The organism is Aulosira sp. FACHB-615, from assembly GCF_014698045.1.
Classification (GTDB): domain Bacteria; phylum Cyanobacteriota; class Cyanobacteriia; order Cyanobacteriales; family Nostocaceae; genus Nostoc_B.
In genome coordinates, this window is the sequence record NZ_JACJSE010000002.1 from 101,610 (window position 1) to 122,485 (window position 20,876).

A 20,876-nucleotide genomic window follows, 5' to 3' on the forward strand; every position below is an offset into this window, starting at 1 on the left:
GATGACATAGGGTGAAAGGGAGTAGGGAATGGGGAGTTGGGAGTAGGGGGAAGTGTGGGGAGTGTGGGAAGTGTGGGGAGTGTGGGAAGTGTGGGGAGTGTGGGAAGTGTGGGGAGTGTGGGAAGTGTGGGGAGTGTGGGGAATGACCAAGGACAAATGACTATTGACTCTTGACCATTGATTTTTGACACAATAATGGTTGAGACGATCGCAATACTGCTTCTAATAAACCAGGAAATAACAATTCTAAATCTTCGCGCCGCAACTGATTAATGTGCTGGGTTCCTTCTTTATGGGTCAGGACTACTCCTGACTCTCTCAGAATCTTAAAGTGGTTGGACATGGTAGACTTGGCGATCGCAAAATCAAAATCCGCGCAGCATTGCTCCCCTTTACTCGCTAATAATCTCACAATCTCTAGCCGCACTGGGTCGCCCAAGGCATACAACACCGCCGGTAATGATATGTCTTTTCTGTCTGGATGATATAAAAATCTCATACTTGTATTATCTCTTAAACTAGCGTATATTTTAATTATTCGATAAAATCGAATAAACGAATTAAAACAGGAAGGCAATTATGTCATCCGTTACAAATGTTACAGAATCCACATTCAAGCCAGAAGTTTTAGAAAGTGAGGTTCCAGTTTTAGTAGATTTTTGGGCTCCTTGGTGTGGCCCTTGTCGGATGGTTGCGCCAGTAGTCGATGAAGTTGCCAATGAATACGAAGGACAGATAAAAGTAGTGAAGGTGAACACCGATCAAAATCCTACTGTTGCCAGTCATTATGGAATTCGCACCATACCCACACTCATGATTTTTAAGGATGGGCGACAAGTAGATACGATGGTTGGTGCAGTGCCAAAATCTACATTAACTAAGACTTTAGCACAGCATATTCCACAGGAATAAGAGGGAGGAGTGTGGTGATGTAGGGGTGTGTGGGTGTGTGGTGTATAAGGGTGTAGGGGTGTAAGGGTGTACGTTACTCATTACTCATCACTCATTACTCCCACTTCGCTCAGTGTACGAAAAGCACTTCACCTGTAGAGGGGAAGCAATATGGATTTGAAATTAGATAATAAATCAGCGTTAGTTAGTGGTTCGACCACAGGTATTGGTTTTGCGATCGCCCAAACTTTAGCACAAGAAGGCGCAGCAGTAATTGTCAATGGTCGCAGTGAACAACGAGTCACCCAGGCGATTGACAAGATTAAGCAAACCACTCCTGATGCAAAAGTTACAGGTATTGTTGCCGATTTAGCAACACCAGCCGGAGTCGAGCAAGTTTTTGCTCAAGTTCCGCAAGTTGATATCCTGATTAATAATTTGGGAATTTACGAACCGAAAGCATTTTTTGAAATTACTGACGAAGATTGGCTGCATATATTGGAAGTAAACGTACTTAGCGGAGTGCGTTTAAGTCGTAAATATCTGCAAAAAATGTTGGCGCAAAACTGGGGAAGAGTGATTTTTATCTCCAGCGAGTCTGGTGTTCAAATTCCTGTAGAAATGATTCACTATGGGGTGACGAAAACGGCTCAAATTTCTCTCGCCAGGGGTTTAGCAGAACTGACCGTTGGTACAGGAGTGACAGTAAATTCTGTGCTACCAGGGCCTACACGTTCAGAAGGCGTTGAGGAATTTATTACCCAAATGGGGAAAGAAAAGGGAATCAGCGCCAGTGAAGTTGAGGCGGAATTTTTTCAAAAAGTACGTCCCAGTTCTCTTATCCAACGCTTTGCAACTAACGAAGAAGTCGCCACACTCGTAGCTTACCTTTCCAGTCCTCTGGCTTCCGCAACTAATGGTGCGGCTGTCCGGGTTGATGGTGGTGTCATTCGGTCAATTTAGTGCTGAGTAATATAGCAGGGGAGAAGTGACAGGGTAAAAAGTCTGTTGCTATCTAAGTTTGATTATTTACCGATGTCCTAAGTATCAAGACTGGCATCAATTTACTGCTGTCTTCTTCTGTCGATAGATATTTAAGTCCAATAGGTAAATATTTATCAATAGTTAAATCTGCCAGTCAGCAGGTAGCCAAATATATAATGCCTGTAACCTATCTTTCAGGGGAAAATCTCATGAATCAAATCGCTCAAACAAAAGCTTTAGATGTACCTACCGCTATTCTTCAGCGTCGTTCGATCAAAACTTTTAAAACAGATCCCATTGCGCCAGAATTACTCAAGCAACTGGTAGAGTTAACTGTAGCCGCACCCAGTAGCTTTAACATTCAAGACTGGCGGATTATTTTGGTGCAAGATGAAGCGCAAAAAGCAGCTTTAGCTGCTGCATCTTGGAATCAAAAGCAAGTTATTGAAGCACCTGTAACTTTTGTGTTTGCGGCTGATGTTACGGCTGGTGAACAAGATTTGACTCCAATTTTAGACCAGGGATTGCAAACTGGGGCTTGGAATGAAGGTACAGTCAACTATTTTAGAAATTCCATTCCGCAATTCCAAGCTGGTTTAGGAGACAAGCGCCGGGAATACGCCATCAAAGATGCGATTATTGCTTCTACTCATTTAGTATTAGCAGCTGAAAGCTTGGGGTTATCCACCTGCTTTATGAATGGCTGGATTGAAGACAAAGTAAAAGAAGTAATTGGTGCAACAGATGATCCAAATTTAGCGATCGCTGTTATCGTTCCTGTAGGTTATGCCGCAGAACCTCGCTTAAATCCCGGCCGCTTACCATTTTCTTACAACGTGTTCGTAGATAGAGTCGGTAATCCATATCAAGGTTAGAAAATAGGGGTGCAAGGGTGTGTGGGTTGTAGGGGAGTGTGGGTATAAGGGTGTGTGGGTGTAGGGGTAGAATTCTGACTCAGCAACGCCAGCCCGCTCAAGTCGGAAGACTCGCCCACGCGGCTGGCTCCTCAGCACTCACACTTCGACTGCGCTCAGTGTACAGCACTCAGCACTCAGCACTCAGCACTCAGCACTTAAATGGGGAATCAAATTTATGATTGAGCTTTACTATTGGACAACGCCCAACGGTCATAAAATCACGATATTTCTGGAAGAAGCGGAAATACCTTATAAAATTGTGCCTATTAATATCGGTGCTGGGGATCAGTTTCAACCAGATTTTCTCAAGATTTCTCCTAACAATCGTATCCCGGCGATTATTGACCATGAACCAGCAGATGGCGGTGCGCCAGTCTCTATTTTTGAATCTGGGGCAATTTTGCTGTATTTAGCTGAAAAAACCGGGAAATTGATTCCTGCTGATTTCAGAAAACGAGTAGAAGTGCTGCAATGGTTGTTTTGGCAAATGGCAGGTTTGGGGCCAATGGCGGGACAGAATCATCACTTTAGCAGCTATGCTCCCGAAAAAATTGAGTATGCAATTAACCGTTATGTCAACGAAACGGGACGCTTATACGCGGTGCTAAATAAGCAACTGGCAGATAGAGAATTTATCGCTGGTGAATATTCTATTGCAGATATCGCCGCCTATCCTTGGATTGTGCCTTACGAACGCCAAAGCCAAAAACTAGAAGATTTCCCCAATATCAAACGCTGGTTTGAAACTATTAAAGCTCGTCCCGCCACAGTTCGCGCCTACGAAAAAGCCGAAGCTTTCAAAAATCAAGCTTTAGATGTGGAAAAATCCCGCAGTTTGTTATTCAATCAATCAGCAAACACAGTTGCAAATTAAATTATTGAGGGGTGTATGGGTTTATGTAAGGGAAAATCCCCGCTATCAACCCTTTACACCCATCTCAGCACTCAGCACTCAGCACTCAGCACTTTATACAGGAGAACTAAGTGGGTAGGTTAATAGGGCAAACAGATAAAACACCTGTTTCTTTGGGATTGTTGGGTGCTGCTGCTTTTATGGTAATTGCCGATGTGCGAGTGATAGATCCGCTACTGCATATTATTGCCAAGGAATTTAATGTTGGTGTGGGTAGCGCGGCGGTGATTGTTTCAGCTTATACCATTCCTTATGGATTATTCCAGTTAGTTTACGGGCCGTTGGGCGATCGCATCGGTAAATTAAAAGTGATTACAGGCGCATTAACAGCCTTTGCTGTGGGGACAGCCCTTTGTGCCTTTGTCTCGAATATTGCCCTACTTACCTTATTGCGGTTTCTCACCGGGGTGTTTGCTGCGGGGATTATTCCTGTTACCTTGGCTTATATTGGGGATAATTTTCCCTACACAGAACGTCAAGCCGCCATTGGTAAATATTTGAGTGCATTGGTACTGGGTCAAATTCTCGGCGGTAGTTTAGGCGGGATATTTGGCGAGTATATTAGCTGGCGCGATATCTTTTTAGTATTTGGGATTGTTTCTTTAGCGATCGCTGGTTTACTATGGCGAGGAACACGTAATTTTCGAGATGGAAATCGTTCTACAGAGCGATTTAGTCTAGCAACATTCAAGCCATATTACCAATTACTCACTCAACCCACTGCCCGGAAGGTAATTATCGCTGTCTTTATTGAAGGCTTTTGCTTAATGGGAGCATTTGCTTACTGTGGTGCATTTCTGCGCGAGCGATACGGCTTACCTTATGTAACTATTGGGTTTATGTTGAGTAGTTTTGGTTTGGGTGGACTAGTTTATAGCCGCAGCGTGAAGTGGTTAGTACAGCGACTAGGCGAAGTTGGACTGATGGGAGTTGGTGGCTGGTTAATGTGCATTTGCTTTTTAGCGATCGCATTATTACACAATTGGCTATTATTTATTCCCTTCTGCACCCTGATGGGGTTGGCTTTTTATATGATGCACAGCACCCTGCAAACCCAAGCCACCGAACTCGCACCAGAAGCACGGGGTACAGCAGTATCTTTGTTTGCCTTTAACTTATTTATCGGTCAGGGAATTGGTGCCGCCGTATTTGGTAGGGTGGTAGATAACTTTGGCTATGTACCTTGCTTTATCATTGCCGGAATTACCCTTGCTGTACTCGCAACTTGGTTATTTACAAAAGGCAAAACTAATCAAGAAGAGGCAAGAGGTTAGTATTTTTACGCAAAATTTGCACTTCGACTGCGCTCAGTGTACAGCAATCAACACTCACACTTCGGTGACTTCGACTGCGCTCAATGTACAACACTCAACACTCAGTATGTCGAGTAGCAACACACATCAATGATAGGGCTGCTTGTGGTGAATCGGGATTGATCCCCGACAAAAATTGAGCAAAGCGATACTTCCATTCCGACTGGCCGTAATTACCCTCAAAAGTTTCTGCACCTAAATGATGATTGTGAGGGTAAGTTTTGACAGTAAACCCAAGGGGTTCTAAAGTTCTGTGAAACATTTCTGCTGTGACTCCATCCCCCGGTTGGTGATGAACTTCGGTGGCTAGTCCCCAATTTTGTTCTGCGGCGGAAGCATGACCACCGCGTTTAATTAGCCGATAAAGTCCTAACCGGAATTGCCATAACCACATACCCAAGCCTTGGAAATTCCAAGCACTGCAATGCGGGTCATGGTCGGTGATTAAAATTCCCCCAGGACGAACTAAACGCGCTGCTTCTGCTAAAACCACATCCATTTGATCACAATGATGCAAAGTGGCATTTACCGCCACAATATCAGCAAAACCAGAAACAAACGGCAAGTTATGGGCATCTGCTAACACCGGGGTATAGCCAAGACTTTGTGCCATTTCCAGTCCGCCATAACTCACATCCACACCAATAAGTAATTTTGGTTTACCCCCAAGTGTGGCAAAGAGATTACCAGGGCCGCAACCGATATCTACTACAATTTTGTCATCCCAACTGCCCGTAGCAGCTTGCCAACGAGATTTGAATATATCGTTACGGTGACAAGCTTCAAAGTAGTTTTTTGCCCATTCAGGATGCCCAAAGTAATAACTATTGGCTTCTATTGCTAGGGTTTTTTGGGAGATGGGATAAGTTAAAATACTTTGTGCATCTAAGTCAGCATTAATGTTAGATGCCAGGTAAGGTTTGAGGGTGGAATATTCAACAGTTTTGATAACTATTACCTCCTTTTTACGTAATAAATTAGGAAAATTGCTCAACAAAAACTTAGCCGAGATATTTATTTGGCTGCAATTTTTGTATTCTGTAAAATCCGATTTACCTGGGCTGAACGCTGAACTTTAAGTTGTTGATATTACTTACTTCTTTTTACTTAACTTATCCTGTTTTTTCTACGTAAGTCTTCCGTAAAATCCCGCAATTGCCAGTTTTCATTATTTCTGCGGAAGGTTCATGAATTTAAGATTGAGGATTTTTTAAATTAAACAAAGTTGAGGAAAAGTACGTATTATAATTTGATGCTAAATCTTATACATATTTTGAGTTTATGGGTGTAAATTCGGGCATATCAGCAATTTTACAATTTTATGAGATGCAATTATCTGGGAGAATAACTTAAAGCAGATTTCAAATTCTTGAAGCTGTTGTAAACCCAATTATGATGAATTAGTAATGCCCAAAGTTCAGGTTAACGGAATTGACATATTTTACGAAGTTAAAGGTACTGGCGAACCTGTATTGTTGATTGCTGGGTTTATGTGCGATCGCACTTATTGGTCGCTACTACTACCACACTTAGGTTCTAAGTATCAAGTTATTCGTTTTGATAACAGAGGTATCGGTCAAAGTTTCATTCCCAATAGTCCTTATAGCACTCAGCAAATGGCTCAAGATGCCGCCGCATTATTAGATATTCTTGGTATTAAAAAAGCACATATTATTGGTCATTCAATGGGTGGTCAAATCGCTCAGGAATTAACTTTGTTATATCCTGAAAAAGTTAAAAGTTTAATTTTACTTTCTTCTTTAGCTAAAGGTAATAAGCGATTTAATAGTTTAATTGAAACTTGGGGTAATCTTGCTGGAAAAATAGATTTAATGTTATATGAAAAGCTAATATTGCCTTGGATATTTACTGATGATTTTTACGCTATTCCCGAAATGATAGACCAACTAATTGAATGGGCAATTAACTATCCTTTTGCACCTACCACACAGGGAATATACCATCAAAGCCGCGCCATTATTAATCATGACACGACAGAGAGAATTAAAGATATTCATTGTCCAACATTAGTCATGGTTGGTAAACAAGATATTCTCACGCCTGTAGCCTTTTCAGAACAACTGGCTCAAAATATCCCTCAAGCTGAACTGCAAGTAATTGAACATGGTGGTCATGGTTTTTTAATTGAATCAACAGCAGCAGTTATTCAAGCTATACTCAAGTTTTTAGCGAAATTTCAGCAATAGGATTTCAGAGATTGTTGTATAGTTAATAACTTAAATTACTGATATTCATATTAAATAAATTATGGAAGACCTCAAACAAAAAATAGCCAGTTTCTCTAAAAAAGATTTGGAAGTGCGAAAAAATTGGTACTCGCCAGCAGCCGAGGCGTATAACAAAGCTAGACCTCGTTATCCCCAAAATTTTATTGAGCAAGTTATTCAGCTTTCCCAGTTATCACCAGATTGCAAAATTTTGGAAGTAGGATGTGGCCCTGGAACAGCAACAATTTCCTTTGCTCAATTAGGTTATTCGATGCTTTGTTTAGAACCAAATCCAGATTTTTGTGAGTTGGCTAAACAAAATTGTTCCTCTTATCCAAATGTGGAAATTCAAAATACATCTTTTGAAGAATGGAGTTTGCAACCTGAACAGTTTGATGCTGTTTTAGCCGCCAGTTCTTTTCATTGGATACCAGCAGAGATAGGATATCCCAAAGCGGCAAGTGCTTTAAAAGAAAATGGTCATTTACTTTTATTCTGGAATAAAGAATTACAACCGAGTTATGAGGTTTATCAAAGCTTGTCGGCAATTTATCAAAAACACGCGCCCTCTCTCGACCGTTATGAAGATTGGGAAGCCCAACAAAAAGTATTTCAAGAATTTGGCAATATATTAATTGATTCAGGCAAATTTAAAGATATTCAATTTGGGCAAGTGAAATCTGATGTCGTTTACAGCACTGATGAATATTTAATGTTGCTCAATACCTATTCTCCTTATATTAAATTAGAGCCAGATATTAAAAAAGCTTTATTTGCTGAACTAAGTCAAATAATTGATCATGATTTTGGTGGGAGTTTGCTACTTTCGTATATTTCGGCTTTTCATATCGGCAGAAAAATTTAAAATTATCAAAACAGAATTCAGTAGTCAGGAGCCAGAATTTAGAATTGAATTCCGTGCAACACTTCTCCTGCCGGAGACGCTACGCGAACGGCAAGCTCAGTGCATCGCTGGTGGATAAATAAATGGGTTTAAAATCACTAATAATGTTTCAATTTAGTGGTCTTCAATTAGCGAAAAATTGCGCTGTAGTAGTGGGTCAGAATCTTCTACTAATTGATTCTGACTTCTGAATTATTCTTCAAGCAACTTCTGAGAGTTTCTCTTTCAATCGGATGGAGAATTTTTTTCACTTAACAACTGCTCTAATTCGGAAATTCGTGCTTGTAAAGGAGCCATCATTGCTTCAACTTCATTCATAGAATAGCGAATGGGAATGTGCTGGGGACAATTCTCACTGATGGCTTCGACATGGAACAGAATTACTCGCTCAATTTCTGCTGGGTAGTTGGGAACTTGGAGTTGCTCAATCAAAACAGCATCACCTTCAATATATTCGGCTGTTCCCCAGATTTTGATCCGTTTTCGATGGCGGTAATCCATTAAAAATAGAAATGCTTTGGCTTCTCCTGATAAGTTACCGACTGTGATATACTGCACGTTTCCAGAAAAGTCAGCAAAGCCCAAGGTTTTGTCATTTATGACTTTGAGAAAGCCAGGCGCTCCGCCGCGAAACTGGATATATGGGTAGCCATTAGAACTGACTGTTCCTAAATAAAATCCATCAAGATGAGCAATAAATTCTGCAATTTGCGGGGTAATTGAATCATTGGCTGGGCCATTAGCAATGTAGCGTTCGTAAGTTTGCCGCGAACCCCTCTGTAACTGTGCGGCTTGAACTTCTGGCGTAAAGGCAATTTCTCCAAATTTGCGTGGCATAATGCACTCCTAAGTGAACTTTATGAGAGTGGACATCAACTCTTGAGATGGGCAATTTTTTTAGTAGTTCAGTTCGGCGGAAGTATATCTCCTTTCACAAAAAAATTCGAGGCTAAAATTCCCAGATTTCCCCTAAATTAAACAAGGTGGCCTTGAAAGGGCGAGGAACCTCAAACCCATATTTTCGGTAAACTAGCATGAGTGGCAAATTAATTGTATTTGAAGGGGTAGAAGGCTGCGGAAAAACAACACAAATGCAGCTTTGTTGTCAGTGGTTAGAAAGTTTGGGTATTTCAGTAATTGTCACTCGTGAACCTGGGGGAACAGAGTTGGGTGTACATTTGCGGCGTTTATTGTTGGAGAAGTCGGAGGATAAACCAGTAGCAGATGTTACTGAATTGTTATTATACGCGGCCGATCGCGCCCAGCATGTTGAACAAGAACTCAAACCCAATTTAGCCGCCGGAAAATATATATTGTGCGATCGCTACACTGATTCTACCGTTGCTTACCAAGGTTACGGTCGGGGTTTGAATATGAGTTTAATTGAAAAACTCAACGATATTGCCACATCTGGCTTAATTAGTGATTTAACGATTTGGTTAGATGTTGATGTTGAGGTGGGACTTAGCCGCAAACGCGGTGACGCAGCAGGTTTAGACCGCATTGAACAAGAAACCATCGCGTTTCATCGCCGTGTCCAACAAGGATATAGCCAGTTAGCTGCGGCTCACCCATCCCGCATTGTGCGTGTTGATGGTAGTTTGAGCAAAGAAGCTGTCAGCAGTGTGATTCAAGAAATTTTGCGTCAACATTTACCAAAAACAGGGGTTTGAGGTTCCTCACCCTTATAAGGTAATAGTCCATAGTCAAGGGTAATTCACTTTGACTATGGACTATTAATCGTTGATTTCTTGTGTATGTGTAGCCTAATTTGTATGAGGAAAGTACTGATGGTTTAGAGATTTGCAGAAACTCAGTTTATACTCAACACTCAGTACTCAACAATACTGCGAAACATCCTCGCCACATTCATCTGCTAGATAGCATAAGGCGCGGAAACGCAAACTCACGACTTCCTCATATAAAGGGTTGAGTTTGCACATTGGCGGGATGTGTAGGATGGTTTTGCCGAATAACTTGATATCGCGTTCAAAAGGACATTGAGCGGGGATCAGTTTGCACAAACGATGAGCTAATTCGCGATCGCGGACTTCTATATTGTTTAACCACTGCCGCAGGGGTAAGAAAATATCAAAGCCTGACTGAGAATTTGGATGGTGTAACTGGGTTACATAGGTTTTGCTAACCTCTGCCGAATTGAGTGAAACCCAGCTTGCCAGAAAAATCTTCTTTGTGGTATTATCGAATACCTTCATGGTTTAGCCTCTGTGTTATTGAGGTTATTCACCTTTCTGATGAATATATACAACGTGACAACCACACGTACCGGAAAAATCTTGTTCTGACCAAGATACAATAGGACATTAAAGTAACTGTTGAAGTCAGAACTTCTTTCTGTCTACGTTCAGTAAATCGCAATTTTCTCGGAAACGGTAGTGTAGTATTCCGATCTTGTTTATAACTTGACACAGTTTAAATTCTAATGAAGACATCTATCACTGGAGAGAATTTCGTCTAATAGTTATAAAACTTAATATAACAATTGAGATCAGTATTTTTCGCAGATTTAAACATCAGCTACAGCGAGAAAGGGGCAGATAGGCAAAATTTGCCAAGACAGAAAGATGAATATTCGGATATTTCTGCCATAAATAACGCGATCGCTCTAGTGATTGTCAATTAATTTGCAATTTATCTTTCCCGGCTGGTGAGCGATGCCTTAAGACATCCTTTGCACTTCTTCCACAGATAAGCTCAAAGCTTGGGCGACTTGTTCTATGCTTAAACCCATTTGTAACAGTTGAGGAATAGCATTACGTCTTACTTGTTCTGCTTGTTCAGCACGTTGATGTTCTTGTTCGGCACGTTGGCGTTCTTGTTCTAAGCGTTGAGAAATTTCTGAATAGCTTAAAAAATGCTCTCCGTCGGGGCGATAAAGTTGTAAACCTTCTGGAGATGGTACAAAGCGAATTTTTAATCGAGGACTCACCCAATCTTCCATCTGGGGGATGACATCTAATCCATCTTCACCACGTAACCAACCCTGTAAACTATTACTGTCAGGATCGTAAATGTAATACTCTTCCACACCATAACGGTCATAGAAAAGTAATTTTTTGTCCATTTCAACTTGAGTATTGCTGGGTGAAAGGATTTCAAATACTAAGCTAATCAGCATTTAAGCTGCACTATTGAAATTGTACATAAATGACTTAAACTCTCTCCTCTGCCCCTCTTCCCCTCTGCTCCCCTGCGGTCTAAACTGCAAACTAAGTGCTTAATAGCTTACCTGGGGAGGAATCCCGCCTTCTTTCCATTGCAGGTAAGATAATCTATCTCCTTTGGGTCTACCAAGAACGACCATGACATCAGGAGCATTGACAATCTTATTGCGTCCTTCAATGGGATACCAAAACAAGTCTCCAGCAACAAATACGTTAGGATCAGACGCAAATAGCCAATCAATATTTTGCTTGATTTCGACAATCCATCGAAACTGTATGGTATTGTTTGCCACTGGTTGTCCGTCACTATCTGGGTAGATAACTTCTGGTTGGGTCTGCGGTTGGATTTGCGTTACCATAGCTTCGCCCTCAGCAGGATGTTTAATTGTGATGCTTTTAAATTAGCAGACACGGGAGGATGTCTGTAGTGAGAATATAGGCAAGCCTCAATTAAAATAGTACTATTGTTCTGGTATTAGGTGAGTAAAAATAGTATTATTAAGAACTGTTTCATACTGCCTCCCACTTATCAGCCTGCCAATATGTCAGATAACAAGTTAGCCGCCGCATCCCTTCTCAATGGACATCTTCCCCAAATCAACCAGAATAGCCAAAATACCATTAGGATTCGGGGTGCGAGGCAGCATAATCTGAAGAATATTGACTTGGAGTTGCCGCGCGATCGCCTGATCGTATTTACTGGTGTATCAGGTTCGGGTAAATCTTCTTTGGCGTTTGATACGATTTTTGCTGAGGGTCAACGGCGTTATGTGGAATCTCTCAGTGCTTACGCCAGACAATTTTTAGGACAGTTAAATAAACCGGATGTGGAAGCAATTGAAGGTTTAAGTCCGGCCATATCCATTGACCAAAAATCAACCTCCCATAACCCCCGTTCCACTGTGGGGACGGTAACGGAAATTTACGACTATTTGCGGCTGTTGTTTGGTCGGGCTGGTGAACCCCATTGTCCGATATGCGATCGCTGTATTGCCCCCCAAACGATCGATGAGATGGTAGACCGCATCATGGACTTACCAGACCGCGCCAAGTTTCAAATTCTTGCGCCTGTGGTGCGCGGTAAAAAAGGCACACACCGCAAGCTGTTATCTAGTTTGGCTTCCCAAGGTTTTGTGCGGGTACGAGTAGATGGCGAAGTGCGGGAACTGTCAGACTCGATTGAGTTAGATAAAAATATTACCCACACCATTGAAGTTGTCATTGACCGTTTGGTGAAAAAAGACGGTATCCAAGAGCGTTTGGTTGATTCTTTATCTACGTGTTTAAAGCAAACAGAAGGTATTGTAACTATCTTAATTAGTCCGGCTACTGATAACTCAGAAGCCAAAGAAGAAGAATTGGTATTTTCCGAAAACTTCGCCTGTCCTGAACATGGCGCGGTGATGGAAGAGTTATCGCCACGGTTATTTTCCTTTAACTCTCCTTATGGTGCTTGTCCTCACTGTCACGGTATTGGGACTTTAAGAAGATTTTCGGCGGAGTTGGTGATCCCCGATCCTGAAGCACCAGTATACGCTGCGATCGCACCTTGGTCAGAAAAGGAAAATTCTTATTATTTGGAATTACTTTATAGTTTGGGTCAGGCGCACGGTTTTGAATTACAAACCAATTGGAGTAAGTTGTCAGAAGAACAAAAGCAAATTATTTTAAATGGTGAAGAAAATAACAAAGAAAATGCAAAAACTCAATTTAAAGGTGTTCTGCCCATATTACAACGGCAATACGAAGGTGGTTCAGAGTTAGTTAAACAAAAATTAGAACAATATTTAATCGACCAACCTTGTGAAGTTTGCGGTGGAAAACGTTTGAAACCGGAAGCCTTAGCGGTGAAGTTGGGACAATATGGAATTTTAGATTTAACAGGCGTATCGATTAGAGATTGTCGGGAGCGAGTTGAACAGTTAAAATTAAGCGATCGGCAAATGCAAATAGCTGATTTAGTCTTGCGCGAAATCAAAGCTAGATTGCAATTTTTATTAGATGTTGGCTTAGATTATCTCACCCTCGACCGTCCCGCCATGACTCTCTCTGGTGGGGAAGCGCAACGCATTCGCCTCGCCACACAAATCGGTTCTGGCTTAACAGGAGTTCTCTACGTTTTAGACGAACCAAGTATTGGTTTGCATCAACGAGATAACGGTAGATTGCTCAAAACCTTAATTAAATTACGAGATTTAGGTAATACCTTAATTGTAGTTGAGCATGATGAAGAAACCATCCGCGCGGCTGACTATTTAGTTGATATTGGCCCCGGTGCAGGTATTCACGGCGGACATATTATTTCCCAAGGTGATTTACCAGCATTATTAACAGCAGAAAAATCCTTAACAGGTGCATATTTATCAGGCAGAAAAGTCATACAAACACCAGCAGAACGCCGCGAAGGGAATGGACGCAGTTTAATTATTAAAAATGCCCATCGCAACAACTTAAGAAACATCGATGTGGAAATTCCCCTCGGTAAACTTGTGGCTGTAACTGGCGTATCTGGTTCGGGTAAATCAACTTTAATTAACGAATTACTTTACCCTTCACTACAACATCACCTCACCAAAAAAGTCCCTTTACCCAAAGAATTAGAAAAAATTCAAGGCTTAAATGCAGTTGATAAAGCCATTGTCATCGACCAATCTCCCATCGGACGCACACCCCGTTCTAACCCTGCAACTTACACAGGTGTTTTCGATGTAATTCGGGATGTATTTTCGCAAACTGTCGAAGCCAAAGCTAGGGGTTATAAACCGGGACAATTTTCTTTTAATGTTAAAGGTGGACGTTGCGAAGCTTGCAGTGGACAAGGTGTCAACGTCATTGAAATGAATTTTTTACCTGATGTATATGTACAGTGCGAAGTTTGTAAAGGTGCAAGATATAACCGTGATACTTTGCAAGTCAAATATAAAGATAAGTCTATTTCTGATGTTCTCAATATGACTGTTGAGGAAAGTTTAGACTTTTTCCAAAACATCCCCAAAGCAGTTACAAGACTACAAACTTTAGTTGATGTTGGTTTGGGTTATGTTCAACTAGGACAACCCGCAACCACCTTATCTGGTGGTGAAGCACAGCGCGTCAAATTAGCTACAGAATTATCTCGTCGCGCCACTGGTAAAACACTGTATTTAATCGATGAACCCACAACGGGATTATCTTTTTATGATGTCCATAAATTATTGGATGTGTTGCAAAGATTAGTAGATAAAGGTAATTCAATTTTAGTAATTGAACACAATTTAGATGTCATTCGTTGCGCTGACTGGGTGATAGATTTGGGGCCTGACGGCGGCGATAAAGGCGGTGAAGTCATCGCTTTTGGAACACCGGAAGATGTGGCCAGAAATTCCAAGTCTTATACTGGGCAATATTTACAGCAGGTTTTAAAACAGTATCCGGCTGTAAAGAGATAGTAAGTGCATTATTTTCAATAAAATATTTAATGCTTAACAGTTGTATTACAGTATAAGTGAGTCAGTTGTGCATTATTTAATGTACCCAAACCACCATCTGCTTTTCTTTTAATATGGTCTATGGAGTTAATACGACTGGGGATATAACCACCACAAATTTTACATCGTGGAGTCCCAGGTAAAGCGTCTCTAATAAAAGCTGCTGCTTTTGTTTCCCGCGAAAATTCCTTAGTTTGTATCTCACTTGTATTATTTCTTGCCTTAGTTTTTAAAGAACCAAAACTTTTTTCAGCTATGATTTCTTTTATGATATTTTTCTTATCTATTTCTTGAAGTAGTTTTTCAATAATTCTGATATAAAAATCTTTAACTTTCTCTCTTGCCTTAACTGCATTTCCATGTTTGCTAACAATTTGTGGCACCATATCATCTTGCCAAATTACCCACTCAAAGTCTTTTCTGACTTTTATAAATTGAGAAAAATATTTCGTTTTTTCCAAATACAACATTAAAGTGACAATGCCATAGAATGATCCAATTTTCGGCTTTCCCGCACTAGTGTAAAAATATATGATGGGGTGTAACCCCAGAGATGAAGGATGATTACTATTTATCCTTTGCACTACCTTCTTGCAATTTTTTAGTAGCTCTACAGTTTTGTCTCCTGTTGGATCTTCTCCTAATTGATCATCGACTTCTATATAATTAACCATATTTATAAACTCTAATATGACTTCAAGTTTTTCAGAAGTTGATAGATTGCCTACTATTGGTACATCTAAGGTTTTAATAGGATTTTTTAATTTAGGTTCAAAAATTAGTTGATGTATTTCTTGAGCTAGTTCTTCAATTTCGTTTTGTTTATCTTGTGAGAAGTCCGACCAATACTTATGACCATTACCACTTCTCATAATTGCACGAGCGGCGACACCATTAGGTGTTTTTCGTGCTTTTAATAAACGCATTTCAGTTTCACCAATTGGTGCTGCTTTCTGGTTAATTTTGAAGAAAGATGCTTCTGCTTTTTCTGAATCACCTTCAACCCACTGAAGCTGGATACCTAAAGCTCCTAAGTTTCTTGCTCTATCAAGGAACTTTTGATCTATTTGACTTTGATTTTGTGTTAACGATTGATAATCTTTGTAAGAACCTATACTTACTTTAATTAACTTTCTTACTTCCAAAGCCGCAGATTTTTGCTCTTCTGTAATGTCTCCATCATAAAATTCTTTAGAAATTTTACCATCACCATAGTCATCATTTATCCAGGCTATTAAAGAACTAAGACGGTGAGAGCCATCAATTACAAAATAATAACTACTTGAACTTCGCCATAGAATAACAGACGGTATTAAATCGCCATCTAAAAAACTTTCTATAAATTCACATATTTTCTGAGCTTCCCATTCATTAGTTTCTCTTTGAAAATCAGGTTTACGTAGAAATGGATAGAAAAAAGAACTCTTCTCTAAATCCCGAATTGATATCATCGGAATATTTCGTCCTATATTTTGACCTTGTTGTCCTTGTACTTCAAATGCTTCTCTAGGGATAAGTGCGTCTAAACTAACTTTCTGGCTATCTTTTACCATACGAATCTCCTTATTAAAACAGTGGATATTTATACTATATTTAGTAGCTACTTAAAAAAGCAAGTTATGAATTTTTATTCTAAATGTTATATTTCGCAATTTAACTAACTTTAAACCGCAACTATCAAAACCTTCAAATTACCAAATAACATTTATTCCAGATGCAGTTATTTTGGAGTCTCGGCTAATTAAGGGTAAACCCAAATGCTTGGCTGTAGCGGCAATTATTCTATCAGGCATATCAGGAATACTATCTCGTGATATTGTTGCCAATGCTGTGACTACCTCACCTGTAAGATGCGCTAAAATTAACCCACTATTTTCAGCTATTAATGCAGCATCTAGCTGAGTCTTCATTTGTGCTGATATACGCCCTTTTTCTTGTAGATAAACAATTTCTACAAGGCAAATTGTCGGAATGTAAATAGAAATTTCACCGCGATCGCATCTTTCAAAAGCCTCATTAGCAGCATTGCTGAGGTTTTGACTATCTTCTAAATACCATATCAAAGCATGAGTATCAGTGACTAAATCATTCATCAAATATCCTCACGGGGAAAATTTGACCACGTTTGTTGTCTTACCTCAGCAATATCTGACTCAGTTATGTTACTACCCTTCCAAATTCCTCTTAAGGAAGTGCGCTTTGGTGGCTGAATTTTGACCAACTCTTGCTCAATTTGAGGTGCAATTTGTTCAATCAAGCGTATTTTATCTACTAACGAAAGTTGCTTTATTAATGCAAGCGCATTTTCTAGGGTAACTGCTTTGTCCATTTTTGCTGTCTTGAGCCATCATTAACAGCTTATCATTCCCATTAAAGGTTGTGTTATTTAGCTAAAACCCTTACACATCATACCCTTGCACCTCTCAACCCAGTCTCTATAGACAGCCTTTGTGCGTAAGACTTGGGATATAAACTTTTGTAACTGAGAAATCTTGATAACTTTCTGGTACAATCTACGGTAACTGGACAGATTTATAGTACTTTATTTAAAAGGTCTCATACTGTTACTGGATAAAAATGTAATTTATTAGTTGTTGTAGGAACTTTGTTTACAAGGTCTCTATAAACTTTGTGGAATGCAGATGCTCATAAAATGAATAGCAAAAATAGGCTTGATCAAAGCCACTATTTTTGTTAGAAAAAATATTTTTAGCCTGATATTTATGAGATATATTCTGTAAATTATATGGTTAAAAAATTGTGAAAATATCATATTTATTCAGAGTTTGGTCATTAGATAAGAATACAAATATAGTTGACAGGATTCATCGGATAATCATTAAATTATAAAGTCGATATTTTGACTAAAGCCAATTATTTGATTACTCAATCACACAAAAATATGCGTTATAACCAACTAGGTGAAAGTGACCTCAAAGTTTCAGAGATTTGCCTTGGTACGATGACTTATGGGCGGCAAAATAGCATTGCAGAAGCCCATCAACAGCTAGAATATGCTATTGCTAATGGTGTTAATTTCATTGATGCGGCGGAAATGTACCCAGTACCACCGCAAGAGGCTACTTATGGTTTGACAGAAACATACATTGGCGAATGGTTGAAAGACCAGCAGCGAGATAAAGTTATCGTTGCAACTAAAATTGCTGGCCCTGGACGTGGTTTTAAATGGTTACGTGGCGGGGCAGATGCCATTGAGCGCGATAATATTAAACAAGCTGTAGATGATAGCCTGAAAAGATTACAAACAGACTATATTGACCTTTATCAAATTCACTGGCCCGACCGATATGTGCCACGTTTCGGTCAGACAATTTTTGACCCCACCCAAGTAAAACCATCTGTGCCGATAGTGGAACAGCTAGAAGCTTTTGCTGATATTATTCAAGCCGGAAAAATTCGTTATCTTGGGTTGAGTAATGAAACTCCTTGGGGCGTTGTGCAGTTTAGTAATGCTGCTAAACAGTTAGGATTGCCAAAAGTGATTTCGATTCAAAATGCTTACAACTTACTCAACAGAGTATTTGATGGAGCTTTGGCTGAAACAGTTTATTACGAAAATGTTGGTTTATTAGCTTATAGTCCTTTAGCTTTTGGTTTTTTAACTGGTAAATATCTCAATGGCAAACCAGAAAATACCAGAATTACCCTATTTGAAAACTTTGGTCAACGCTATCTCAAACCAAAAGTCACCTCGGCAGTTGCAGCTTATGTAGAACTAGCCAAACGTCATCAACTTAGCCCTGCACAATTAGCTTTAGCATTTGTGCGGAGTCGTTGGTTTGTTACTAGCACAATTATTGGTGCAACAACCCTAGAACAACTCAAAGAAAACATAGACAGTGCGAATGTAGTTCTCAGTAAAGAGATTTTGGCAGAGTTGGATGAAATTAACCTTCAACATCCCAACCCAGCACCTTAAAAGTTTTGCATTCTGCTACTTGAACTCCAAAATTTAGCGATTTCCCAGGTAGAACATGACTCTCGCTACAACGTTTGTTGAACAAAATACTATCCGTCGTCGGGGTACTGGCTTAAAAGCTTACAATCCTGAGAAAGTTTTCAAAGGTTATACACTCTTTACACCGTTGACGGGTAATGGAGAAGTATATCTTTTGGACTTGCAAGGGGAAGTGGTACATCAATGGAATTTGCCTTATCCGCCAGGGTTATATGGTTATCTTTTGCCGAATGGCAATTTGTTCTATAACGGTAAGACTCCAGAGATTCCACCGCGTTTTCCTTTGTGGTCGGCGTTTAAAGGTGGCGTAGTTTTAGAAGTAAACCCCAAAGGCGATATTATCTGGGAATATCAGCATCCAGATCATCATCATGATGGGCGAAAACTCCGCAATGGCAATGTAATTTTATTAGCCATTGAAAAGATACCTCAATCTCTGGTTCCTCGCATCAAAGGCGGTATCGCTGGCACAGAAGCCGATGGTGATATCTATGCTGATGTACTTTACGAAGTCACACCCACAGGCGAAATTGTCTGGACTTGGCACGCCTACGAACACCTCGACCCAGAGAAATTTGTCATTACTCCCCAAGACCAACGACATGAATGGACTCACGGTAATACTGTGGGGGAACTGGCTGACGGGAATATTATTGTGAGTTTCCGGAATATTTCTACCGTTGCTATTATCGATCGCCAAACCGGAAATATTATCTGGACGTTGGGGGATAATGTACTGGCACAGCAGCATTTTCCTAACGAATTACCTAACGGCAATATCTTGATTTTTGATAATGGCGCACATCGTCGTCACACAGCGTTGAATTTTTCTCGTGTGATTGAAGTTAACCGCCAAACTCAAGAAATTGTTTGGGAGTATACCGATAGTCCACCACACAACTTCTTCAGTTCCTATATATCAGGAGCGCAACGCCTTGCGAATGGTAATACTTTGATTACCGAAGGTGCTTATGGACGCATCTTTGAGGTGACTGGAGAAGGAGAACTAGTTTGGGAATACGTCAACCCCCATTTTGCTGCTCGTAATGTCCCTGGGGAGAAGTCGTTGGTAGCTCGTGGGGAACAGAATTCAGTCTTTCGCGCCTTCCGTTACGCACCTGAAGAAGTGCCTTGGCTGTAAAGAAGGCAGAAGTCAGAAGGCAGGAGGTAAGAAAGTTTTTCTGTCTCTGCCTGACTAACAGATTTGGGATGAAACTGTCCCAAAACCGACTACAAATTCCGATTCACAAAGGAACGTAAACATGGCTGAAGTTAAAATATATAGCGCCGTCGTTTGTCCTTTTGCTCACCGTTCTCGCTTGGTATTGCAAGAAAAGGGAATCGACTTTGACTTGATTGAAATTGACTTGCAGAATAAGCCAGAAGGATTTACAGATATTTCCCCTTATGGCAAAGTACCAGCTTTGGTGCATGGCGATCGCCGCGTTTGGGAATCTGCTGTTATTAATGAATATCTGGATGAAGTATTTCCTAATCCGTCATTGTTACCCAACAATGCCATAGGTAAAGCCCAAGCTCGCATCTGGATTGATTTTGCTAACACTAGATTCGTTCCCGCTTTTTCTAGCCTCTTGCGGAGTCCAGACATCCAAAAACAAGAAGAAGCGAAAAAAGAACTCTACAAACATCTAGAGTTCATCGAAAACGAAGCATTTAGGAAGTTATCGAAAGACGGCCCCTATTGGTTTGGTGAATCTATTAGTTTGGTAGATTTTACTTTCTTCCCTTGGTTCGAGCGTTGGGCTGCACTCAAGAAATATCGTGATTTTCCCCTACCAGCCGAATTCACCCGTCTGAAACAGTGGAAACATGCTCTCAAAGAAAGAGATTCTGTCAAAGCGATCGCTAATTCCAAGGAATTTTACATAGAGCGTTATGCTAGATTTGCGACACCTGTTGCAGTCTAGTCTGGCAATTATTGAGATTGCTAAACTTAGCCAAGCATACATAATGTAAATACTTATACAAGTTTAAAAAGTATTTACCACAGATTCCTGATCTAGCTTAAGGCACTTTTCCCTGTTTTTAAAGGGGAAAGTGCTTAGTTTTCTATATTATTATTTTTATTGCTAGT

Annotated in this window: 21 protein-coding genes and 1 pseudogene; 13 read left to right on the forward strand and 9 right to left on the reverse strand. The window is 40.3% G+C overall.

The genetic code is table 11. The features are described from left to right. Positions 1–160 precede the first annotated feature (160 nt). On the reverse strand, positions 161–499 hold the full coding sequence (locus tag H6G77_RS02850) for a helix-turn-helix transcriptional regulator (protein ID WP_190870777.1): 339 nt from the start codon (positions 497–499) through the stop codon (positions 161–163). Positions 500–579: 80 nt separating this feature from the next. On the opposite strand from H6G77_RS02850, the gene trxA reads away from it, so the two are divergent. The 5 genes from trxA (at position 580) to H6G77_RS02875 (ending at position 4,979) form a co-directional block, all read left to right on the forward strand. Then, positions 580–912 (forward strand): thioredoxin, encoded by a 333-nt coding sequence (gene trxA, locus H6G77_RS02855; protein ID WP_190870778.1) that lies wholly within the window; start codon positions 580–582, stop codon positions 910–912. A gap of 150 nt (positions 913–1,062) precedes the next feature. Beyond that, a complete protein-coding gene (locus tag H6G77_RS02860) occupies positions 1,063–1,854 on the forward strand; it encodes an SDR family NAD(P)-dependent oxidoreductase (protein ID WP_190870779.1) in 792 nt (263 codons plus the stop codon). Between the two features lie 230 nt (positions 1,855–2,084). Next, positions 2,085–2,750: a nitroreductase family protein gene (locus tag H6G77_RS02865; RefSeq protein ID WP_190591711.1), complete on the forward strand. Its 666-nt coding sequence runs from the start codon at positions 2,085–2,087 to the stop codon at positions 2,748–2,750. Between the two features lie 217 nt (positions 2,751–2,967). Beyond that, positions 2,968–3,666 (forward strand): glutathione binding-like protein, encoded by a 699-nt coding sequence (locus H6G77_RS02870; RefSeq protein ID WP_190591712.1) that lies wholly within the window; start codon positions 2,968–2,970, stop codon positions 3,664–3,666. Positions 3,667–3,776: 110 nt separating this feature from the next. Further along, entirely contained in the window at positions 3,777–4,979 is a 1,203-nt protein-coding gene (locus H6G77_RS02875) for an MFS transporter (protein ID WP_190870780.1), read from the forward strand. Positions 4,980–5,073: 94 nt separating this feature from the next. Here the strand turns inward: H6G77_RS02875 and H6G77_RS02880 are convergent, their stop codons facing one another. After that, positions 5,074–6,015 carry a class I SAM-dependent methyltransferase gene (locus H6G77_RS02880; RefSeq protein WP_199331365.1) on the reverse strand — a complete coding sequence of 314 codons (942 nt, stop codon included), beginning with the start codon at positions 6,013–6,015 and terminating at the stop codon, positions 5,074–5,076. Positions 6,016–6,424: 409 nt separating this feature from the next. Here H6G77_RS02880 and H6G77_RS02885 point away from each other — a divergent pair, with 409 nt between their 5' ends. Both H6G77_RS02885 and H6G77_RS02890 read left to right on the forward strand, forming a co-directional pair. Beyond that, positions 6,425–7,225, forward strand: a complete 801-nt coding sequence (locus tag H6G77_RS02885) for an alpha/beta fold hydrolase (RefSeq protein ID WP_190870781.1) — start codon at positions 6,425–6,427, stop codon at positions 7,223–7,225. A gap of 61 nt (positions 7,226–7,286) precedes the next feature. Beyond that, positions 7,287–8,111, forward strand: coding sequence for a bifunctional 2-polyprenyl-6-hydroxyphenol methylase/3-demethylubiquinol 3-O-methyltransferase UbiG (locus H6G77_RS02890; RefSeq protein ID WP_190870782.1), 825 nt, complete (start codon positions 7,287–7,289; stop codon positions 8,109–8,111). Positions 8,112–8,375: 264 nt separating this feature from the next. On the opposite strand, the gene H6G77_RS02895 is transcribed toward H6G77_RS02890, so the two are convergent. After that, positions 8,376–8,987 carry a pyridoxamine 5'-phosphate oxidase family protein gene (locus tag H6G77_RS02895; protein WP_190870783.1) on the reverse strand — a complete coding sequence of 204 codons (612 nt, stop codon included), beginning with the start codon at positions 8,985–8,987 and terminating at the stop codon, positions 8,376–8,378. Between the two features lie 197 nt (positions 8,988–9,184). On the opposite strand from H6G77_RS02895, the gene tmk reads away from it, so the two are divergent. After that, positions 9,185–9,823, forward strand: coding sequence for a dTMP kinase (tmk, locus tag H6G77_RS02900; protein WP_190591716.1), 639 nt, complete (start codon positions 9,185–9,187; stop codon positions 9,821–9,823). A gap of 165 nt (positions 9,824–9,988) precedes the next feature. Here tmk and H6G77_RS02905 read toward each other — a convergent pair whose 3' ends face one another. Continuing rightward, positions 9,989–10,366: a Mo-dependent nitrogenase C-terminal domain-containing protein gene (locus H6G77_RS02905; protein WP_190591717.1), complete on the reverse strand. Its 378-nt coding sequence runs from the start codon at positions 10,364–10,366 to the stop codon at positions 9,989–9,991. Positions 10,367–10,653: 287 nt separating this feature from the next. Between H6G77_RS02905 and H6G77_RS02910 the strand changes: the two genes are divergently transcribed. Continuing rightward, entirely contained in the window at positions 10,654–10,794 is a 141-nt protein-coding gene (locus H6G77_RS02910) for a hypothetical protein (protein ID WP_190591718.1), read from the forward strand. A 36-nt stretch (positions 10,795–10,830) separates the two neighbouring features. Here the strand turns inward: H6G77_RS02910 and H6G77_RS35525 are convergent, their stop codons facing one another. Beyond that, positions 10,831–11,289 (reverse strand): Uma2 family endonuclease, encoded by a 459-nt coding sequence (locus tag H6G77_RS35525; RefSeq protein WP_313954474.1) that lies wholly within the window; start codon positions 11,287–11,289, stop codon positions 10,831–10,833. Between the two features lie 108 nt (positions 11,290–11,397). Continuing rightward, positions 11,398–11,694, reverse strand: a pseudogene (locus tag H6G77_RS35530) (hypothetical protein); the annotation flags it as partial. Positions 11,695–11,877: 183 nt separating this feature from the next. On the opposite strand from H6G77_RS35530, the gene uvrA reads away from it, so the two are divergent. Next, positions 11,878–14,763 carry an excinuclease ABC subunit UvrA gene (uvrA, locus tag H6G77_RS02920; RefSeq protein ID WP_190870784.1) on the forward strand — a complete coding sequence of 962 codons (2,886 nt, stop codon included), beginning with the start codon at positions 11,878–11,880 and terminating at the stop codon, positions 14,761–14,763. A 26-nt stretch (positions 14,764–14,789) separates the two neighbouring features. Here the strand turns inward: uvrA and H6G77_RS02925 are convergent, their stop codons facing one another. The 3 genes from H6G77_RS02925 to H6G77_RS02935 form a co-directional block, all read right to left on the reverse strand. Continuing rightward, positions 14,790–16,355, reverse strand: a complete 1,566-nt coding sequence (locus H6G77_RS02925; protein WP_190591721.1) for a DUF262 domain-containing protein — start codon at positions 16,353–16,355, stop codon at positions 14,790–14,792. A gap of 138 nt (positions 16,356–16,493) precedes the next feature. Beyond that, positions 16,494–16,895 (reverse strand): type II toxin-antitoxin system VapC family toxin, encoded by a 402-nt coding sequence (locus tag H6G77_RS02930; protein ID WP_190870785.1) that lies wholly within the window; start codon positions 16,893–16,895, stop codon positions 16,494–16,496. Beyond that, positions 16,895–17,131 carry a hypothetical protein gene (locus H6G77_RS02935; RefSeq protein WP_190591722.1) on the reverse strand — a complete coding sequence of 79 codons (237 nt, stop codon included), beginning with the start codon at positions 17,129–17,131 and terminating at the stop codon, positions 16,895–16,897. Before H6G77_RS02935 ends, H6G77_RS02930 begins: the two co-directional genes overlap by 1 nt. Before the next feature lie 573 nt (positions 17,132–17,704). Here H6G77_RS02935 and H6G77_RS02940 point away from each other — a divergent pair. The 3 genes from H6G77_RS02940 to H6G77_RS02950 all read left to right on the forward strand — a co-directional run bounded on the left by H6G77_RS02940 (position 17,705) and on the right by H6G77_RS02950 (position 20,709). Continuing rightward, positions 17,705–18,742 carry an NADP(H)-dependent aldo-keto reductase gene (locus H6G77_RS02940; RefSeq protein ID WP_190591776.1) on the forward strand — a complete coding sequence of 346 codons (1,038 nt, stop codon included), beginning with the start codon at positions 17,705–17,707 and terminating at the stop codon, positions 18,740–18,742. A gap of 55 nt (positions 18,743–18,797) precedes the next feature. Next, positions 18,798–19,922 carry an aryl-sulfate sulfotransferase gene (locus H6G77_RS02945; RefSeq protein ID WP_190870786.1) on the forward strand — a complete coding sequence of 375 codons (1,125 nt, stop codon included), beginning with the start codon at positions 18,798–18,800 and terminating at the stop codon, positions 19,920–19,922. A 121-nt stretch (positions 19,923–20,043) separates the two neighbouring features. Continuing rightward, positions 20,044–20,709 (forward strand): glutathione S-transferase family protein, encoded by a 666-nt coding sequence (locus tag H6G77_RS02950; RefSeq protein WP_190870787.1) that lies wholly within the window; start codon positions 20,044–20,046, stop codon positions 20,707–20,709. Positions 20,710–20,876: the final 167 nt, after the last annotated feature.